We start from the raw sequence: 18,267 nt of genomic DNA, 5'->3' as shown, positions 1-18,267 counted from the left end.
CAGTATGTTAGTAACTTTTACCTCTTGTAAAAAATTTTCTATTCGTAGTACTGATATTTTTGGTACTTTTCTGAAATTAAGATACCACTACTTAAACTGATGTATTATCAAGATTCTATATTTATTCAGTAAGCTCTAGATATAGTAATCAAAACTTCTATTATAATATATATGTATTAGTTTTTAAAACTTCAAACTCCTACATTGTGATAACCTAACTAAAATTCAATCTAAGTCCATCTCTGTAAAAATATACAATATTAAAACCTCAGAATAAATAACTAATGTCCAGTTCAGAATCTAGTTCTTCCCCTGAAAAATCAGAAAAAATTCATTTACCCCGCACTAGCGAGTCACAAACTCTCAAAAAAATTCGTCATACCACATCTCATGTCATGGCTATGGCGGTACAAAAGCTATTTCCCAAAGCCCAAGTAACAATCGGTCCATGGATTGAAAATGGCTTCTACTACGACTTTGATACCCTAGAATCATTTACAGAAGCTGACCTAAAAGCCATCAAAAAAGAGATGGTAAAAATCATTAAACGTAATCTACCCGTAATTAGAGAAGAAGTCAGCCGGGAAGAGGCTAAACGTCGAATTGAAGAAATTAAAGAACCTTATAAATTAGAAATTCTTGAAGATTTAGAAGACCCAATTACCATTTATCATCTTGGTGAAGACTGGTGGGATTTATGTGCAGGCCCTCATATTGAAAGTACAAAGCAAATTAATCCCAAGGCAATTGAGTTAGAAACTGTGGCAGGTGCTTACTGGCGTGGAGATGAAACCAAAGCCCAATTGCAACGTATTTATGGTACTGCTTGGGAAACTCCAGAACAACTGACTGAGTATAAAAGACGTAAGGAAGAAGCTCTCAAAAGGAACCATCGTAAACTAGGTAAAGAATTAGGACTATTTATTTTTTCCGATCTTGTTGGACCAGGGTTGCCTCTTTGGACTCCTAAAGGTACAATGTTAAAAAATTCACTGAAAGACTTTCTTCAACAAGAACAACTGAAACGGGGTTATTTACCTGTAGATACTCCCCATATTGCCAGAATAGATTTATTCAAAACTTCCGGACATTGGCAAAAGTACAAAGAGGATATGTTCCCGATGATGGCTGAGGATGAACAAGCAGAAGCTCTGGAACAGGGTTTTGTTTTAAAACCAATGAACTGTCCCTTTCATATCCAAATCTATAAAAATGAACTACGTTCTTATCGAGAGTTGCCAATACGACTTGCCGAGTTTGGTACTGTTTACCGCCATGAAAAATCTGGGGAATTAGGTGGTTTAACCCGAGTCCGGGGTTTCACTCAAGATGATTCTCATTTATTTGTGACACCCGAACAACTTGATGCTGAGTTTCTCAGTGTGGTGGACCTAACTCTATTTGTATTTAAAAGTCTACAACTACAGAACTTTAAGGCTAGATTAAGTTTCCGAGACCCTAATTTAGATAAGTATATTGGTTCTGATGAAGCTTGGGAAAAAGCTGAAGGTGCAATTCGTCGAGCTGTGGAAAAAATGGGTATGGATCATTTTGAGGGTATTGGTGAAGCTGCATTTTATGGTCCAAAGTTAGATTTTATTTTCCAGGATGCTTTGGAGCGAGAATGGCAGCTGGGGACTGTGCAGGTAGACTATAATTTACCGGAACGATTTGATTTAGAATATGTAGCAGAAGATGGTACAAGAAAACGTCCGGTGATGATTCATCGGGCACCTTTTGGTTCCTTGGAAAGGTTGATTGGAATTTTAATTGAGGAGTATGCAGGAGATTTTCCTGTGTGGTTGGCTCCTACCCAGGTTAAACTTTTACCAGTTAATTCTGAATTTTGGCCTTTTGCTCAAGAAGTTGCGGAGCAGATGCTTCAAGTAGGTATTCGTGCTGAAGTGGATATGAGTAATGAGCGTTTGGGTAAGTTGATTCGTAATGCTGAGAAGGCAAAAATTCCTATTATGGCTGTTGTGGGTGCTAAGGAAGTTGAGTCTAATAGTTTGAGTATTCGTACTCGTAGTACTGGTGAATTGGGAAGTATACCTGTGATGGAGGTAATTCAGAAGATGACAAAGGCGATCGCCAATTATGAAAATTTCTAGGTCTATGTATACAGAAAATCTAAATCTTCAACTAGGGTAATTTTGCCTTATACTTTGAAGCTAACCTTATGAGGTTATTTCAGTTATCAGTTATTATTACTCTGATTTGAAATACTGAAGTTAATTTTTGAGTCCCTATCTAAAAGGAGGTTATTCACCTGATTCAGTAGTTAAGGTTTTAAAATCTATGTTTATAACCATTGATCCGCCTCTGGACAAATTGAAAATTGAAAGTAGGTCTATTTATTTGATCTTTTGTTTGATAAGCTCTTGATAGTATATGAAACTTTTGACCTCAGATTAGTTTGTTGGCCATTAAATCAGTAATGGGTTGAGGAAAATCAGTCAAGATGGAGTGGCCAAAGACTGAAAAGAGGACTGTATCGTACAGGAAGTGGAAGATTAATTAATGCTGATATAAGTGGTTATTTAAACATAATGAAAAAAATGGTCCCAAATGCTTTGAGCTATGGAAATTAGGGTGTTATAGTTCACCTAGTCTGGGTCAAACCGACAAGACAAAGATAGAATCTTATGTGAGTATGTTTTGATGAGTTATATTTCCTATTTTATTATCTAGAGCCAAGGCGGGCGGTAATCTGAACTATTTTTTTGCGAAAGGCGCTGGAACATGAAAGCATCTAATTTAAAGGAAGTATATGAGGCCTCCTGGTTTCAAAATAAAAAAATTACAACTAAAAACGATTAATACCTTTAAGGTTCCTCTGAGAGGAGGTGTGTTTTTCGCTTTTTTATGTCTGGAAAGCCAGATAATAGAACACACTAAATGTCGCTGTCCAGTGGATCATGTACACCTAGGAACAGTGACTTAATAATATGAACTTTATGAATACCGCTAAGAAAAAAGTAGAATCTCTATTAAGCAAATTGCCAGATAATTGCTCCCTTGAAGATGTTCAATATCATTTATATGTGATTGAAAAAGTTCTTCATGGTTTAGAAGTAGCTGATAAAGAAAGAAAAATTACACAAGAAGAAGCTGAAGGGCTTTTGAGTAAATGGGTTATAAAGTAGTTTGGTCTTCTAAAGCTATAGATGATGTTGATGCGATCGCTTCCTATATAGCGCGTGACTCTGTTTCCTATGCTGCGGCAGTAGTCCACAGGGTAATTAATGTCACTAGAAATTTGATTAATAATCCTTTAGGGGGAGAGGTAGTCAAAGAGTTTGGTGACGACAGTTATCGACAAAATTATGCTTACAGTTACCGAGTCCTTTATAAGATTAAAGGTGATCTGGTAACAGTGGCTGCAGTTATTCATGGAAAAAGGTTATTAAATTTGTAGGTAATGGCGATTACGCTTCATCTAATATCAGTTCAGAACCGAGTTTCACTAAAAGCTCGGTTTTCTGGCTTTTCAAACAAGAGATTATGGTTTTATTCTCATTTTTTTTCTCACCTGAGTTTTTATTAAAAATATATTTTTATTGTCTATTTAAGTAGAGAGTGCTAAAACTTGATCCCAATTATTACCCAACCAATATATTCTTTCTGTTATTGAGTTGAAAGCAACACTGGGGATGGAGGTGGGTACTGAGGTTTATTTCATGAAAAATTGATTAATATCTCTGACTTTCTTGCTCCCATTATAAATCTCCTAGTTTTACTATATGAAGGTTACTTTTTTGATGGTAGGTTTAAGCTATTTATCAGTTTTATAACGATTAATGTTACTAAACAATTAATCTGTTTATAACTACTATTTATTGTTAAAATACTTAAGATTGATACTACCAAAATTTGATGTATTTTACCATATTTTGACGAAAATAATTTACTTTTTTCAAGTTATCAAATATATTGTTAGTTATAATATCTTTACAGTAAAAACTAAGCACTCTTTTTTCATTTTACCACTTCTTATTGATCCCTTTGATTTTTTTTGCGATCGCCTTTAATAAAAATGCCCTACTGCCATGGGATGGCAGAAAATACTAATTTTTTTTGAAGTTTACTAGACCCAAAACCAGGAACTTTTTCAAAGCTCCAAAAAAGCTAAAATCTTTACTTATATTTCAATACTTTGATATTTAATCATCCACCCATAATTATTAAAAAGGTTCTTCGTTCTGTGTTAATTGCTTAATAACTGAAATGGAAACAGATTTGTCATAAACAAATCCAAATAAAATTCAGGGTGCAAGTAGATAATGTTCCGACTCGAAGTGCGCAGATAGATGATTTCTGCTTTTGATTAATTTGCTTAAAGGACTGATAATTGATCTGTTCTAGAACTGCTAAAAATCTACAAACTTCACCAAATCTCACTTGTAGAATATATTTCAACTGTGGGAGGTGGAGCAATAGGAACGTTGCCTGATGCAGCAGCAGATTTTAAAACAGCAGTTGCTAATGTCTTCCCAGTAAGTGCGCACATAAATTGTTTCTCCTGATATTATTTAATGTTTTCTGTGTCAAAAAATTTGAAAGGAAATTTCAACTCGAATCTCTCCAAGTTCAGTTCCGAAGTCAATTTTACTTCCCAACGCTAAGTCCTGGTTCAACATCTTTTGAGCTCTTATTGACTTCTTTTATAACCCCGAACCTCAGAAACAGACTTAACAGAAATTGGCAAAGAAACCTCTGGATAACTATTATGAATTTTCAACATAATTTCGATCGCCTTTGCCTTATCCCCAATAGCAATAGTCAGAGATTGCCTAGTTAAAATTTCAGCCACAGTTCGCGCCGCAGCCTCACTTTTTTCTGCCTCCTGCTCTAAAAAAGTAAATACTCGCTGCTTTGCTACCCGACCCTTATTTACCTGACACAAAACACTAATAAAATAAGGTTGTAAATCTCGTAATCTTTCCAGATTATCTGCTGCATAATCTGACAAAAAGTTCGTCGCAAAAACCTGCATATCTCCTGAAGGATGTTCGCTAAACTTTAACAAATAATCTTGACCGTAACTATCCTCAAAATAACGAATCACTAATTGACGCCCAAACTCTCTTACATCATCTCGTAAACTATCACAAATACTCACCATTATTTCCGGAGACCAATCAATTTTATCAAAATAAGATTGAAATATTTCCCAAGCAAAATTACGAGAATCTTCCCAATCAGATTCTAACAATTTAACTGCAGCTAACATCTCCTGAGAATTGCTCCGAAAATGAGGAATATTTTCCAAAAATATTTGCCATGCAGCTTGTCTAACTGCTACAACTTTATAATTTGCCAACTTCACAATTTCAATTGCTTTAAAATCTCCTGCCCATTGCCGATAATTTGCCTTTAATATTAAACCTGCTAATTCTTGAGCGAGTTCAGATTTAGTTCTTAATAACTGCAGATTTTTTTCTAAACTAATATTCTCTTGCCATCCCGGAATATCATTCCTCAATAAATTCACTAAATAATCGTGAACTCCTTCTGACTTTTCTGGTATTACCAAAATATCAATAAATTCCCTGGCTAAGTGATTGGCAAAATTTGAATATTTATTTGTCAAATCCTGAATAATAGGTTGAGTTAAACTCCGAATATCCTCCTCATAACTAACTGCCATAGCAATAATTAAATCTCTTTGAGAACTTATCAAAACTTCCTCTGGTAACTGCCAAAATATTCTAATTCCAATTTCCCGAATTTTTGGATAGGGAGATTCAATCAATGATTCAATTAAATTAGTAGGTAATTCAGCCGGAGGAGTTTCATGTTTTTCTAGAATATTTGCTCCTAATTCTTTAATTTCTACTAGTGGATGTTGGAGTAAATCTATAATAACTCCCATCCCTAATTGTTTTAGGCGATCGCTGAAATAACTCAACAATATATTAGCAATTTCTAGGGCGACTTCTTCTATCCAGGGGGTTTCTTCTTTGAAAGTTAATAACTCAGCAATAACCTTGCCAATTAATACTTTAGCAGTACCCTCCGTAAGACTATGTGACCTGAGTAATGTTTCAGAAAATTCACGAGTTTCTGGTTCTTGACTAGTGATTAAACCCGCCAGAAAATTAGCATTCATAAATCTATTTGGTTGTGCATTTATCCAGCGATAAGCTGCTGTATGTGCTTTAGGTAAAACACTATTTGCTGATGCTAAAACTAAGTCAATATCTGGTTCTATTTTTTTATATCTTTCTATAGCTAATTCAAATCCAAATCTAGCTGTAACATCATAAGGTTTTTTGATAAATTCTATGAGAGTTTTAATATCAAATTTGGGATGAAAACTGTGGCAATTTTCCAATATTCTGACAGCAAAATTATGTACGGCGTGACAGTTACTTTCCAATAATAATTTTACCAATATTTCCGGTTGTTGTTCCCATAATTCTGGAAAAGCTTCTCCCCGTTGTTTTACCTCCTTATTACTTCTTCCAAAGTAGCCACCAAAGGACCAATTTAGTCGATCATAAGATAAATAATAACGAGAATGATTTGTGTAAAGAATATGAGATAAGATTAAAAAATGAACAAATTTATTTTCTAGTTGAGAATAATAGATAGCATCAGTATCAGAATATTGCAGTAAAACACCTACCGCCAAATTAATATATTCAATATCATTATCTATGCCAAGTTTCTCTAAAGTTCGCCAAATTCGTTTACGTAAATAATTACGAGTTTTTTCAGTATAAACTTTCCAGCCAGTTGTATTTTCTTTGTCAAATCTATAAGTAAGAATGGCAAAAACATCTGGGTCTCGACGATATTCAGCTATTTTAAAAATATGACGAATAGGTTGAAAAAAGTTTTCTTCAAATGGAGCGGTGCGGAGAAAATTTAAAAGTGCAGGTCGCACATATTTATTATCTATTTGATATAGCCTTTCTATGTCAGAGAAACTGTTACCTTCCCCCAGAAGTTGGTTAAATACTTCCTCAAATTTTTCTGCCGTTCCATGACGAGCCAAATCTCTTAATTCTGGGGATAAAAAATTGATTATTTCTGTCTGCAATTTTACTCTAACTTCAGGGTCAGACAATTTCAAAATTCCTTCAAAAACTATCCGACTAACAAACCCTGAAGTTGCTGGATTTTCATACAGTTTAATTAAAGCTGCGAGGGCATCTTTTCCACCACACCAACCCAAAGACCAAGCAATACAATAATCTCTGAAATTTGTACCAGTACCGATAAAATTAATTAACATGGGAGTAGCTTCAGCTATTTTTAATTCTCCGGCTCGCCAAATAATTTTTTCCAGAGGACGACTAGTTTTTTCTCTAGCTAAATGTTGCAAAATTGCTTGTTTGCGGAGGTGATATTGAGATGGAATTTCTGTTTTTTTGGGGAGAGAATTTAGGGAAACTCCAGTAATGTCACGATAACCACCTTTAATTTTTTCTTGTACTAATTTCTGGAAAACTTTTTCAGCTTCTACCAAGGGAACATAGCCATCTGTTTTGATACCATTTCTTAATCGTGAACCGCGACGACCGTAGTGAAAATTTACCATATAATGCTGATTTTTGGTAACTTCAAATAGCTCGACTTCATAAATTTTATCTGAGCGATCGTCTTGATAATGGAGGGTAGTTATTTTAACTACTTTCATAATTTTTTTTAAGTTTTATTGGTAAAGATGGGTAGATTGAATCAATAATTTATATATAGTAACTGATGTCCTCGCAAAAATAGAATTAGTTGTTAATTTAAGGTATCAAGTGTCAGGTGTCAGGTTAAAAATTTAACAAGTTGATCACAACTTACTACCAAATCAATTGATTTTTGCCTAGGTTTTTATGGATAACTTTTGACTGCAATTATTTTGTATCTCTGCTCTCTACCACCAAACCTGAAACCACTAAACCTACTAATTATCTTTGCTCTCAACCTGAAACCACCAAACCAGCAAATCTACTAAAACTTAAGATATTTGGGAGTGCTAATGGTCAGATAGTCATCCTTCTGATGGGTGAAAGAAATAGTTTGCATGAAGGCAGGAGGTAATTGAGCTGGAGTAATAGGAGTTGGAGCTATTTTTTAATAAATCATGATTTTAGATGTAGGATTTAGGATTACTATAGAATCTAATTATATAGTATGTGTTGATGATTCTATAATTACTTCAATCTTCAATCTTCCCACCTCCGGACCTCCGGACCTTTCCACCCATAAAATAAGTATTCAACTGGATTTAAACTATACAGTTTTTCTGGGCACTAGGGCTGGTTTGAGACTTAGCTCAAAGTTTAATTTTATTGAACATATTCAATAGTATTAATAACTGAATCTATCTCCACCTCTGCACCTACGCGAACTACATATTCACTTGCTCCTATTTCTGTAGTAATACTTCCCCAATCATAAGTATAGCCTAACCTTGTCCAAGGATAACCATTCTTGCCATAAGAAGTGAGTATTTTTTCATTTACCCATTCCTGATATTGGGGTTCAACATTAGAAGGAAATTTCAAGCTACAGCTAGTATCGATAATTTCTGGATCTGGGCAAGGACGGAATAAGTCTTTAGGTTCAACCCACATCTGCACAAATTTGGTTTTACCATTTTCAGGAGGTAAGCCCAGATATTGTTCCAGTCTGAGGGTTAAATTATCTTCATTGAGGTTAAATTGGGATATAAAGGTTTGTAACTGGGGAACAGGAGTAGTCCAGACTTCTCGGGTTAACTGCATTTTTTCACCTATTTTGTCATCATAGCCATCCCAGGAAGTCCAGGTTACCATCAATACCTGGGGTTTTCCGTCTACTTTTTGCCATATTAGATCGGTATTATCTAAAGTAATTGACCATAAGGAGTTGTCTATTTCATCAATTCTTGCATCAACAGCATCTTCAACTGATTGTTGATAGGATCGTACAAGTTGGGTTTCAAGTAGTTGTTGTAATTCCTGTAAATCTTCTGGGGATGCTGCTAATGACTGTTGAATGGGTAAATTAATAATAAGGATGATTCCTAATATTAGGGTTATTAATTTTTTAGAGACCGCGATCAGTTGTTTTTTCATAGTTGTATTAGTTGACTATTTACTAATATAGCGTTTCTTGGGGGGATGTAAGCATAATGTATTCAATAATGAGAATATATAATTGTTATTTGACAGGAAAAATATATATTTTGGTAGGTCAAGCATAAGAAAAGAAATGCATGAATTAGTTAGTTGTATGAATCAAAATTTAACAGAGAGAGGAATAGTGGAAAGTCATCTGTTAACTATTTTCTCCTAATGCTCCGGAAAAAAATCAGATTTAGGGAGTTTGGTTACAGCTAAAAAAATTACTGATAAGGTGTTATCGAAAAGTATAATTTTTAATGTTATTAAGGGTTGATTTAAGCTTTTGGTTGGCTTGAAGTTATTCAGTTTTCTTAGTATTGAAAAGTCTGATATTTTTTGATATCTCATTTACAAATGCTTAAGTGGTTAAGAATTATTTGATAAGAGATTTTTGTAGAGAGTTAAGGAAGCGATCGCCTACTTTTGCTGGAATATTTTCCAATATTGAAGCAAAAGTAGCTATTTTTTTCTGGGTGCCGACTAGTATGCTTAAGTTATTGTTTGACTTGCAGTTTACTCGCTCTAAACACTTGAAGTGTAACTAAATTTCTGTAAATCATTATCACTCCTGGTACTCAACAATATTTTTAACTTCAAAGCATACCCTTGCTTAGAAGAGAGGATAGAGTTAAAATAATAAATTTTACTTTACTAAAAATCAAGAGAATATAGAGAAGTTTGGAAAAATATTTTAAAAAATATTACAATTTATATTGTTAATTAAAAAAAATCCTGTTAGCATAAAATGCTAGTGTAAAAGTAAGTTGGAGAGCTTTTTTATAGAAGCTAAATTTAATCAAGGCTCAATTTTACAATTTATCTAAAGTAAAATTTATACAACTTGTTTTTATATAGCTCCTAAGAACAACTTGAATCTCAATATCCTAACCATTAATAAAATTTAGTTAATTGGGTGCGCTACATATTTATCGGGTGAATTATAGGTTAGGACAAAGGGAATAAAAGGGAAAAAGTATGGAATATCAAGGGTGCCAGTCCAAACATATTTGGATCTAATAGTAAGCTGATCTGGGAAGCAAAATCACAATGGACACAAATTGTGCTCCTTAATTTGTATCTTATCCTCAAACTCAAAAAAAAAGTATAGGGATGATGCTCGTCAAATATGCTGGAAAATGTATGTTAATGGTACAGGCTTTCCGGAGATAGAGATATTAATAGGAGCTGACTACTGTGATTTGATCCCTCAAGTCAGATTTGAAAACAGTTACCACATACCTAAGACCCTGAATAAATTATTACATTTGGGGAGCTTAACGAAATTCCTTTAAACTTTTCTCGGCTCAAAAAAAAGAAAACTTAGATTTCGAGAGCAGTTAAGCACTAAGGAAAGGAGATCAATGTTTTGGTAGTAGGAGACGATATCGCGGAAACCTTTTTACCTTAGCCGACAAGTAGTTAGGCGATGGAAGTGCAACTTCAATGTTCCTTGTTTGGAGATATATTTTAGACATGACTTTAGAAAAAAAAACAGATCACCAACGAAATTTAGGTCCCACCATCTTAGCTGGTTGTATGGGCTTTATGACTATTTTTGCTTGGGCTTGTAGTCCGAACCCTTTTAAACCCCTCACTCTTAATGTTGAATTAACTGAAAATGTAGGTTCAAAAAATTCAGATCATACAATTTCCACAGAAGGAATTACTGAACAAACAATTCGACTAGGTTCTGTCCTCGCTTTAGAAGGACAAGAAGAGATTTTAGGCAATAGAATGAAATCTGGCTTAGAAGCTGCACTTGATGGTCAATTAGTACAGGAAAAAAAAATTCAATTAATCTTTAAAAATGATTATTATGAGCCTTTAGTTGCTCGTAAAAAAGCACAAAGGTTGATTAAGTCTGGAATTTTTTTGATGATTGGAAATGTTGGTACACCGACCGCAAAAGAAACATTGCCAATTTTAAAGAAAAACAATGTTCCTGCCGTTGGTTTTTTTACAGGTTCTGAACTTTTGCGTTCGCGATCTGAACTAATCATTAATTATCGTGCGACTTATGCAGAGGAAATAGAAGCTGTGGTAAAAATCGCTTTAAATGCTGGGGTAAAACCCTATGAAATTTGTGCTTATGTTCAAGATGACAGCTATGGAATGTCAGGATTAAAAGGGCTTATATATGCTTTAGTAAAAGCAGAAGTTGATCAGAGTATATTACGCCCATATGAAAAAGTTTTAGAGTATAAAGAAAAAGGAAATCAAGGCAATTCTTTACTTGGCCCCATAGGGTTTTATCCCCGTAATACTCCCTATACAAAGGAAGGTTATAACTCATTAAAACAGTGGGAAAAAAATACGGGAATAAACTGTAGATTAGTCGTAACAGCAGCAACTTCTACTAATGCTGCACGATTTATTAATGTAGCTAAAAAGGAAGGAGAGCCTTGGGTTATTTCCTCACTATCATTTGCCCATAAAGAAGAATTACAGTTTGATTTAGAAGAATACGGGATCACAGATCAAGTAATTATTACAGAAGTTGTTCCTCAATTAGATTCTGATCTACCTATTGTTCAGGAGGCAAAATCTAAGCTAAATAGTAAGTTTGATCATGTATCTTTAGAAGGATATATTATAGGAAAAATGACTTTAAAAATTCTCAAAGCAATACCAGGAGAAATCAATCGTGAGAGTTTTTTAAAACAAGCTGCTATGTCAAAGTTTGATTTAGGTGGTGTTGTAATTGATTTTACTAAAGGTCTAAATAATTCCTCTAATCTAGTTTTAATAAGTATTTTAACTCCTCAAGGATTTAAAGATTTCCATAAATATGATTCAGAAAAATTGTTCAATAATTATTAATTTTTATAGATTAATTTAATAGGAAAAATTACTAATGGATAAAAAAGAAAAAAACTTACCAAAAGAAATGAGTAACTCTGAGTTTATCAATCATGAAAATTCTCAAAGAATTTATCAAAAACTTAGGCTCAAAAAATCTACACTCTTGAAGCCTATTTCTCTTTTAGATACAAAAATTTCTGATTGTGTTGAATGGCTGCAAAATATTTCTTTAATTAAGTTAGCAGCTATTTTAAGTCAGAGCGCACTGTTGTTTGCCGTGGTATCTTATGTGATTACCATACCTAGTCGACAAAAACAGGAGATACAAAATGCTCGAAAAGTTCTACGGGAGGAATCTAGCTATGAGTATAGTGATAGCAGAATTGCTGCCCTGAAAGTTTTAAATAAAGGCTGCAAAAGTAATCCAGGATTAAAAGCAGTTAGTGCGAATATGGCTAATCTTACCCTTAGTCCTTGTCAATCTTTATCTTTCACTCAAGGCTCACTTAAGGTTAATAAATATTCAATGGATCTCTCCTATTCAAATTTAACAGGAGCAAATCTCTCAGGTGCTAATCTTGCCGGAATTAATTTACAGGGGAGTAATCTTCAAGGTGCAAACTTGGTAAATGCTAATTTAGAAGGTGCGAATTTAAAGGACGTCAATTTAGAAGGTGCTAATTTAGCACGCGCTAACTTAAAGAAAGCCATACTTCAAAATAGTAATTTAGATAATAGTAATTTGTATGGATCTGACCTTCAAGCAGCTGATTTCTCTGAAGCTAATCTCGTCAATATGAAAGCTTTATGGGCTAATTTTCATAATGCTATTTTCCATCGGGCAAACTTAGAATCAGCGAATTTTAATCGAGCAAATTTAAGAGGGGCTGATTTTTATAAAGCTAATCTAGAGAATGCCTCCTTGCGTTTTACCGATTTTGGTAGCACGACTAACGTGATCGAAGCTAAATTAAACCCCACTAATTTCCGAGAAACTCAGTTAAAAGGTGCTGATCTGTGGGGAGCAAAAATGTGGTCAATATTTCAAATTAAACAGGCTAAAAATTGGCAGGAAACCAATAGGATGCCTAATTGGGAACAGCAAATCAAACAAGCACGCTTACCCCGTTTAAGGATAGCTTTGCTCAAACCAGAAAATGCTGACAGTATTTCTGATACCTATGAATTTGGGATGCGTCGTGCTGCTAACCGTCGTGTGGAAATTTGGGGTATTTCTTATCCCGGTGGTGTGAAGAACGAAGCGAAAATAATTAGGCAGTTGATTAAGGATGGCATGGATGGGATTATCTTAACGCCTGAAGATCCTGTTCAGTCCCTTGATGCCCTGAAACTGGCAAGGGATGCTGGAGTAGCTATTACCACTGTTGATTTCTGCTTTAATCCTATAGATGCAGAAGATTTAGCTATTGCTTGCTATAATACAAATAGTTTTCAAATGGGCTATGATTCAGGCCAATATATAGCAGAATGGGCTCAAAAGAATTTACAGTCAAAATCGGTTCAAATTGGTTTAGTTGATGGTGCTGTATATGATCGCTACTATCCCTATCTTCAAGGAGTCTTAAAAGCGATCAACCATTCGGGTATCCCTTTTCAAATTGTTGACTCTGTTAGCATTGCTTTTGGTAGTGATATTATAAAAGTTAAAAAACTACTTGAAGATAATCCTGATGTTCAGATACTTTGGGGGGGATCAAATATAGCAACGGAGGTTACAGTTGCAGCAGTAGCAGAATCTGCCTTGAAGAATAAAGTTAAGGTTTTTGGAATTTTAGACCTCTCAAGAAATAAAGCTACAAAATTACTTAATCCCAATAGTCCTTTACAGTTGATTATTGAGCAGTCTAGTATTCAGATTGGTTATGAGGCTGTGAAAACAACAATTTCTGTCTTGAGAAAAGAAATAGACGGAGCAGATTATCAGGTTTACCCCGTTAAGCACCGTCTATTAACTCAAAATGACCCAGACATTGTAAGTGATATACTCAACGACTCAAGTTTAGAATAATTTCGGTTTGTTGACATTTGTTTAATAAATGGGAAAAGTGGTCTAATAGTATACTTTTTAACCTATATTTTTTGATTAAGTCAATGCTCATGTCGTTCTTTTGATATTTGTTCAGTTTCTGCGACCGTTAATATATCTGAAACAAAATTAGACAACTATTTAGTCTAAACTCCAAAAATGAGAAAGTGTTAAAGTTTATTAAAACCCCCTAACTACAAAAAAATATGCTAGATTGAATTAGTCAAAAAAAAAGAGATAAAGTTTAGAGGTTAAGTGTATAATGATAGTAGCTCACAATAATAATGCTACAGCTTCCTCAGTTATATCAACATTCACTAAGGAAGTAAGAACGGAAAAGTCTTTAGTAGCAATAGATAAATCTCTAGAACATTACCCTCAATTAGTCAGAGGGATAGCAGGGCAAAAGTCTATAGTTTTATTAGATGGAGATAGGGACGCGATATCTCAAATCTCCGAAGCACTATCCCAAACAAATGCAGAAAGTCTGAGTATTATCTGTCACGGCGAGCCTGGTACTTTGTATCTTGGCAACAAGCTGCTTAAAGCTAGCAACATAGATGAATACAACTACTTACTCTCGGAATGGGGAGTCAAGGAAATTCAACTATATGCCTGTAGCGTTGCCAGAGATGAAGAATTTATAGGCCGCCTCCAGCAGTTAACGGGAGCGAATATAGCTGCATCCAGAGACAAAGTGGGAAATATAGCTCTTGGTGGAACTTCTCAACTGGAAAATCAAATAGGGGAAAATCAACTTGTATCAGAGGCGATCGCCAACTACCCGGGACTTTTGGAGATAAAATTTATCCCATCCCAAGACTCTCCAGTCTTCTATGAATTCGAAGATCTACCAGCTTATTTTGCCTTTGGAGACTTCAACAAAGATGAAAAATTAGACCGCATAGTTCTGGAAGGATCTATAGACCCAGATACATTATCCCCCATTACAACAGTCTTCATCGAATTCGGAAATGGAAAAGGCAAATTTCCAAAGCGTAGCAAAAGTCTGGAGTTGCTAGGTAATCCCACTGACATCCAAATAGGAGAACTCGACGGAAATGGCAACCTAGACGCAGTAGCAGTTACCAGTGCATATAACACAAAAACTAATGAGACTTTCGGCAAAATTACGGCTTTAAAGGTAGACGATACAGGGAAACTAACCGTCGATACCCAACTTAATGTCATAAATACCGATTTGATATCCTTTGCAGATGTTAATAACGACGGTTTAGATGATTTGTCTTTAAGCAATTACTCATCCTCATTCTCTACCCCAAGCAAGATCGAGATACGATTAAGAAAAAACCAAAAGTTTGAGGCGGTTGATAATTCTCCTTTTGCAGCTTTCGACGCCAAATTTAATCCAGTAGCGCTCGGAGACTTCAACGGTGACGGTTTGATGGATCGGGTGAAGAGCGTTTTCAACTACTCCTCTGGAAAAACTACAATTTCTATAGACTTGGGGCAGAAAAATGGCAAGTTTAAACCCTTAAAAACATCCAGCATTATGTTAGAAGATGATGGACTGGTAGGAGTAGGTGAATTTAACGGCGATGGCAACCTCGATCTAGCCATTCTGTCATATTCGGGATCTTCGGGATATTATGATTATTCTGATCTTGGCCCCAGCAAGCAAAAAATTTCCTTACTTCTGGGAGACGGTAAAGGTAAATTTACTCTGGATACAGAAGTTGCTTTTGAGGAAGATAGTTTCCCCTTCCTCTCCATTGAAGACGTCAACAATGATGGATTAGACGATATAACAGTCAGTTCAACTGAAACATCTAGAGAAAGCTCGATCCGCATTGACCTGAGCAAGACAAACGGCAAATTGGATAAATCTGTTGATGTTAAAGTAGAAAATCTGATTGACCTTGTAGGAGGAGGTGACATTAACAAGGACGGCAAACAAGATTTAGTGGTACGGACAGGAGGAATGGATCCTGACGAATCTCAAAAAATTCAGGTGTTGTTAGGTCAAGGTAAGGGTAAATTTAAGGAAGGAAAAACCGTCAAATTGGAAGAGCAGATCGATGATGCCATCGTAGGAGATTTTAATGGCGACGGTAACTTCGACATAGCAACGTTCAAGAATAATTTTTCGTTTGGTCCATATTCCCCAGATTTGCCTGGTCCATATTCCCCATATTCCTCCCCTAAAACAATATCCGTATTTTTAGGGAATGGCAAAGGCAATTTTTCTACTACTCCCAAGACCTTAGAAACCAAAAGTGAAAGTTTTCTTCAAAGTAACAATTTTGCTTTGGGAGATTTCAATGAGGATGGCAACATAGATATAGCTCAGGCTCAATTCTCCACTGAGACTACTAATCAATTCTCTGTGCTTTATAATCAAGGTGAGAAGCCTCCCGAAGCTATCAAGTCGAACAAAAACCATACCCTCAAAGACGAAGAAGTAGATTTGAGATTGATTGGTAAGGGCAATATTAATGGTACTGGTAACGAGTTAGATAACAATATTACTGGTAATACAAAGCGAAACCGGCTCAAAGGTTTGGATGGTAACGATACTCTTACTGGGGGTCAGGGTAATGACATGTTGATGGGAGGTAATGATGATGACATCCTGACTGGGGGTAAGGGTAATGACATGTTGATGGGAGGTAATGACGATGATACCTTAACTGGAGGTCAGGGTAAAGATCGTTTTAAGTTTAGTAGCAATAGCTCTTTTAAGCCTGAAGACTTTGGCCTAGATACCATAACTGATTTTAAAAGTGGCCAGGATGCTATTCTTTTAAGCCAAAAAACTTTTGATAAGTTAGAAAGCACTTTAGGTAAAGGTTTTAGCGTTATCGCTGAATTTGATGCCGTTGCTAACAATGAGGAGGCTGAAACTAGTGACGCATTTATCGTTTACAGCAAAGAAACCGGTGATTTGTTCTACAATGAGAATGGTAGCGAGGCTGGCTTTGGTAGTGGCGGTAATTTTGCTATTCTGGAAGGGAAACCGAACCTAAAAGGAACTGATTTCTCTATTGTTAAGTAGACCATTGACTTAATTAAAAAGCTTACCCAGAACTTACTCATCACCACCATATATAGTAGGAACTTTACAGCAGTTGAAATCACTGCAATTCTCTAACTTCTCAAAGTTTTATCCCTCTGTGGTAGTTACCATTTATGCTTAGGGAAGTCAGAAATAAAATGTCAAAGTAATTACAAAACAACAGAGTGATTATGTAATTACTTTGACAAAAAGTATCCACTCAATATGGTGGGGTAAGCAATGATTTCTAGTTGCTAAGAACAAGCAAAGGAATGAATAAAGGAGCGATATGGCTAACGCCACGCTCCGCGAACATAAATAATAGTTGCCACAGCAGGAATATTCATGGTCTGAGAAATGCGATCGTGTACATATTCAAAAAAGCTTAATCCTAGCTTACGGGTAGTAGCAACCCGGAACATAAAAGTATCCCAAGATGCAGTCCCATCCATCGTCTGAGTTCCATAACTGATATGCTTTTTAGCTAACATAGCTCAAGCAGCTAATTGCACCTGGTTATTATGGAATGGCAATTGGGGATGCTCTAACACCAACAGCAACTCTCAAATGAAGAGTAACAGTTAATCGTTTTGGTTCTACCAAGCTGCTGATTACCTACTCACATTTGTGAAAAGTTCTAAAAATTCAGAGGGTAGTCTTAAGGCAGTCGAAAGTATGGGAGCATCTGTTAAAGGCTAGTAACTTTTAATATTATACCAAAAATAATCCAAGAATTGTTGGAGGAGTTTTTGATGATAATTAACCTTGGGAGTTAACTTTTGATAATGTGGTTCCTGATGTACCCAACACAAAGCAAACTCTATACTGAAAGTAACTTAAACTGAGGCGCATCATCACTTATGAGAGTTTTTCTGACTTGCGAGTCAGAAAGCTGATGATCAAAAGCTATTCCTGCCAGTTCTAAAATAGGTTTAGGCAAAAGTAACCCTAATAATGGTAAATATCTATCTAGTAACCCATTAAACTTTATGGAATTCAATTACATTACTGGAGCAATAATTTCAGAGATTTTTGCCATTTATCTGGTAGATGTAAGGTCTCCAACAGTGAGAACGGAAAAAAGTTGAGAATAAACTCATGTTCTGGTCTATTTACGTAAACTTTGAAGTCAACTTAATTGCTCTTTGTTGGGAGTAGTAAAGTAGATGGTATAAAGAAGGCTACACACTAGATTTGTAGTATAGTTGGGTGCTCCTATACCGGCTCCTGTTTGGTCAAAATGCTGCCAGGAACTACTTAATGATAAATTTCGCTTTTTGGAGTCTCAAAAA

General features: G+C 35.3%; 11 protein-coding genes. 6 read left to right on the top strand and 5 right to left on the bottom strand.

The window, feature by feature from the left end; genetic code table 11:
• The first annotated feature begins 284 nt into the window (after positions 1 to 284).
• The 3 genes from thrS to TERY_RS06745 all read left to right on the top strand — a co-directional run bounded on the left by thrS (position 285) and on the right by TERY_RS06745 (position 3,418).
• Positions 285 to 2,111 carry a threonine--tRNA ligase gene (thrS, locus tag TERY_RS06755; RefSeq protein ID WP_011611124.1) on the top strand — a complete coding sequence of 609 codons (1,827 nt, stop codon included), beginning with the start codon at positions 285 to 287 and terminating at the stop codon, positions 2,109 to 2,111.
• 837 nt (positions 2,112 to 2,948) lie between these two features.
• Positions 2,949 to 3,146 (top strand): hypothetical protein, encoded by a 198-nt coding sequence (locus TERY_RS06750; RefSeq protein ID WP_011611123.1) that lies wholly within the window; start codon positions 2,949 to 2,951, stop codon positions 3,144 to 3,146.
• Entirely contained in the window at positions 3,131 to 3,418 is a 288-nt protein-coding gene (locus TERY_RS06745) for a type II toxin-antitoxin system RelE/ParE family toxin (RefSeq protein WP_011611122.1), read from the top strand. Before TERY_RS06750 ends, TERY_RS06745 begins: the two co-directional genes overlap by 16 nt.
• Before the next feature lie 969 nt (positions 3,419 to 4,387).
• On the opposite strand, the gene TERY_RS36460 is transcribed toward TERY_RS06745, so the two are convergent.
• From TERY_RS36460 to TERY_RS06730, 3 genes are all read right to left on the bottom strand, one after another.
• Positions 4,388 to 4,510 carry a hypothetical protein gene (locus TERY_RS36460; protein ID WP_370496758.1) on the bottom strand — a complete coding sequence of 41 codons (123 nt, stop codon included), beginning with the start codon at positions 4,508 to 4,510 and terminating at the stop codon, positions 4,388 to 4,390.
• A gap of 141 nt (positions 4,511 to 4,651) precedes the next feature.
• Positions 4,652 to 7,648, bottom strand: coding sequence for a WGR domain-containing protein (locus tag TERY_RS06740; protein WP_011611121.1), 2,997 nt, complete (start codon positions 7,646 to 7,648; stop codon positions 4,652 to 4,654).
• Between the two features lie 643 nt (positions 7,649 to 8,291).
• Positions 8,292 to 9,062: a hypothetical protein gene (locus TERY_RS06730; protein WP_011611120.1), complete on the bottom strand. Its 771-nt coding sequence runs from the start codon at positions 9,060 to 9,062 to the stop codon at positions 8,292 to 8,294.
• 1,521 nt (positions 9,063 to 10,583) lie between these two features.
• Between TERY_RS06730 and TERY_RS06725 the strand changes: the two genes are divergently transcribed.
• The 3 genes from TERY_RS06725 to TERY_RS06715 all read left to right on the top strand — a co-directional run bounded on the left by TERY_RS06725 (position 10,584) and on the right by TERY_RS06715 (position 16,975).
• On the top strand, positions 10,584 to 11,930 hold the full coding sequence (locus TERY_RS06725; RefSeq protein WP_196797236.1) for an ABC transporter substrate-binding protein: 1,347 nt from the start codon (positions 10,584 to 10,586) through the stop codon (positions 11,928 to 11,930).
• 34 nt (positions 11,931 to 11,964) lie between these two features.
• Positions 11,965 to 13,941 carry a pentapeptide repeat-containing protein gene (locus tag TERY_RS06720; RefSeq protein WP_052845764.1) on the top strand — a complete coding sequence of 659 codons (1,977 nt, stop codon included), beginning with the start codon at positions 11,965 to 11,967 and terminating at the stop codon, positions 13,939 to 13,941.
• A 280-nt stretch (positions 13,942 to 14,221) separates the two neighbouring features.
• On the top strand, positions 14,222 to 16,975 hold the full coding sequence (locus TERY_RS06715) for a DUF4347 domain-containing protein (protein ID WP_011611117.1): 2,754 nt from the start codon (positions 14,222 to 14,224) through the stop codon (positions 16,973 to 16,975).
• 293 nt (positions 16,976 to 17,268) lie between these two features.
• On the opposite strand, the gene TERY_RS06710 is transcribed toward TERY_RS06715, so the two are convergent.
• Together TERY_RS06710 and TERY_RS30140 are read right to left on the bottom strand one after the other, a co-directional pair.
• The gene (locus TERY_RS06710; protein ID WP_044136524.1) at positions 17,269 to 17,466 is read right to left on the bottom strand and encodes a hypothetical protein; all 198 of its coding nucleotides are present in this window, start codon (positions 17,464 to 17,466) and stop codon (positions 17,269 to 17,271) included.
• A 329-nt stretch (positions 17,467 to 17,795) separates the two neighbouring features.
• Positions 17,796 to 17,975 (bottom strand): hypothetical protein, encoded by a 180-nt coding sequence (locus TERY_RS30140; RefSeq protein WP_044136523.1) that lies wholly within the window; start codon positions 17,973 to 17,975, stop codon positions 17,796 to 17,798.
• Positions 17,976 to 18,267 lie beyond the last annotated feature (292 nt).

Source organism: Trichodesmium erythraeum IMS101 (genome assembly GCF_000014265.1).
In the GTDB taxonomy this organism is placed as follows: domain Bacteria; phylum Cyanobacteriota; class Cyanobacteriia; order Cyanobacteriales; family Microcoleaceae; genus Trichodesmium; species Trichodesmium erythraeum.
This window is presented reverse-complemented; position numbering and strand designations above follow the sequence as displayed.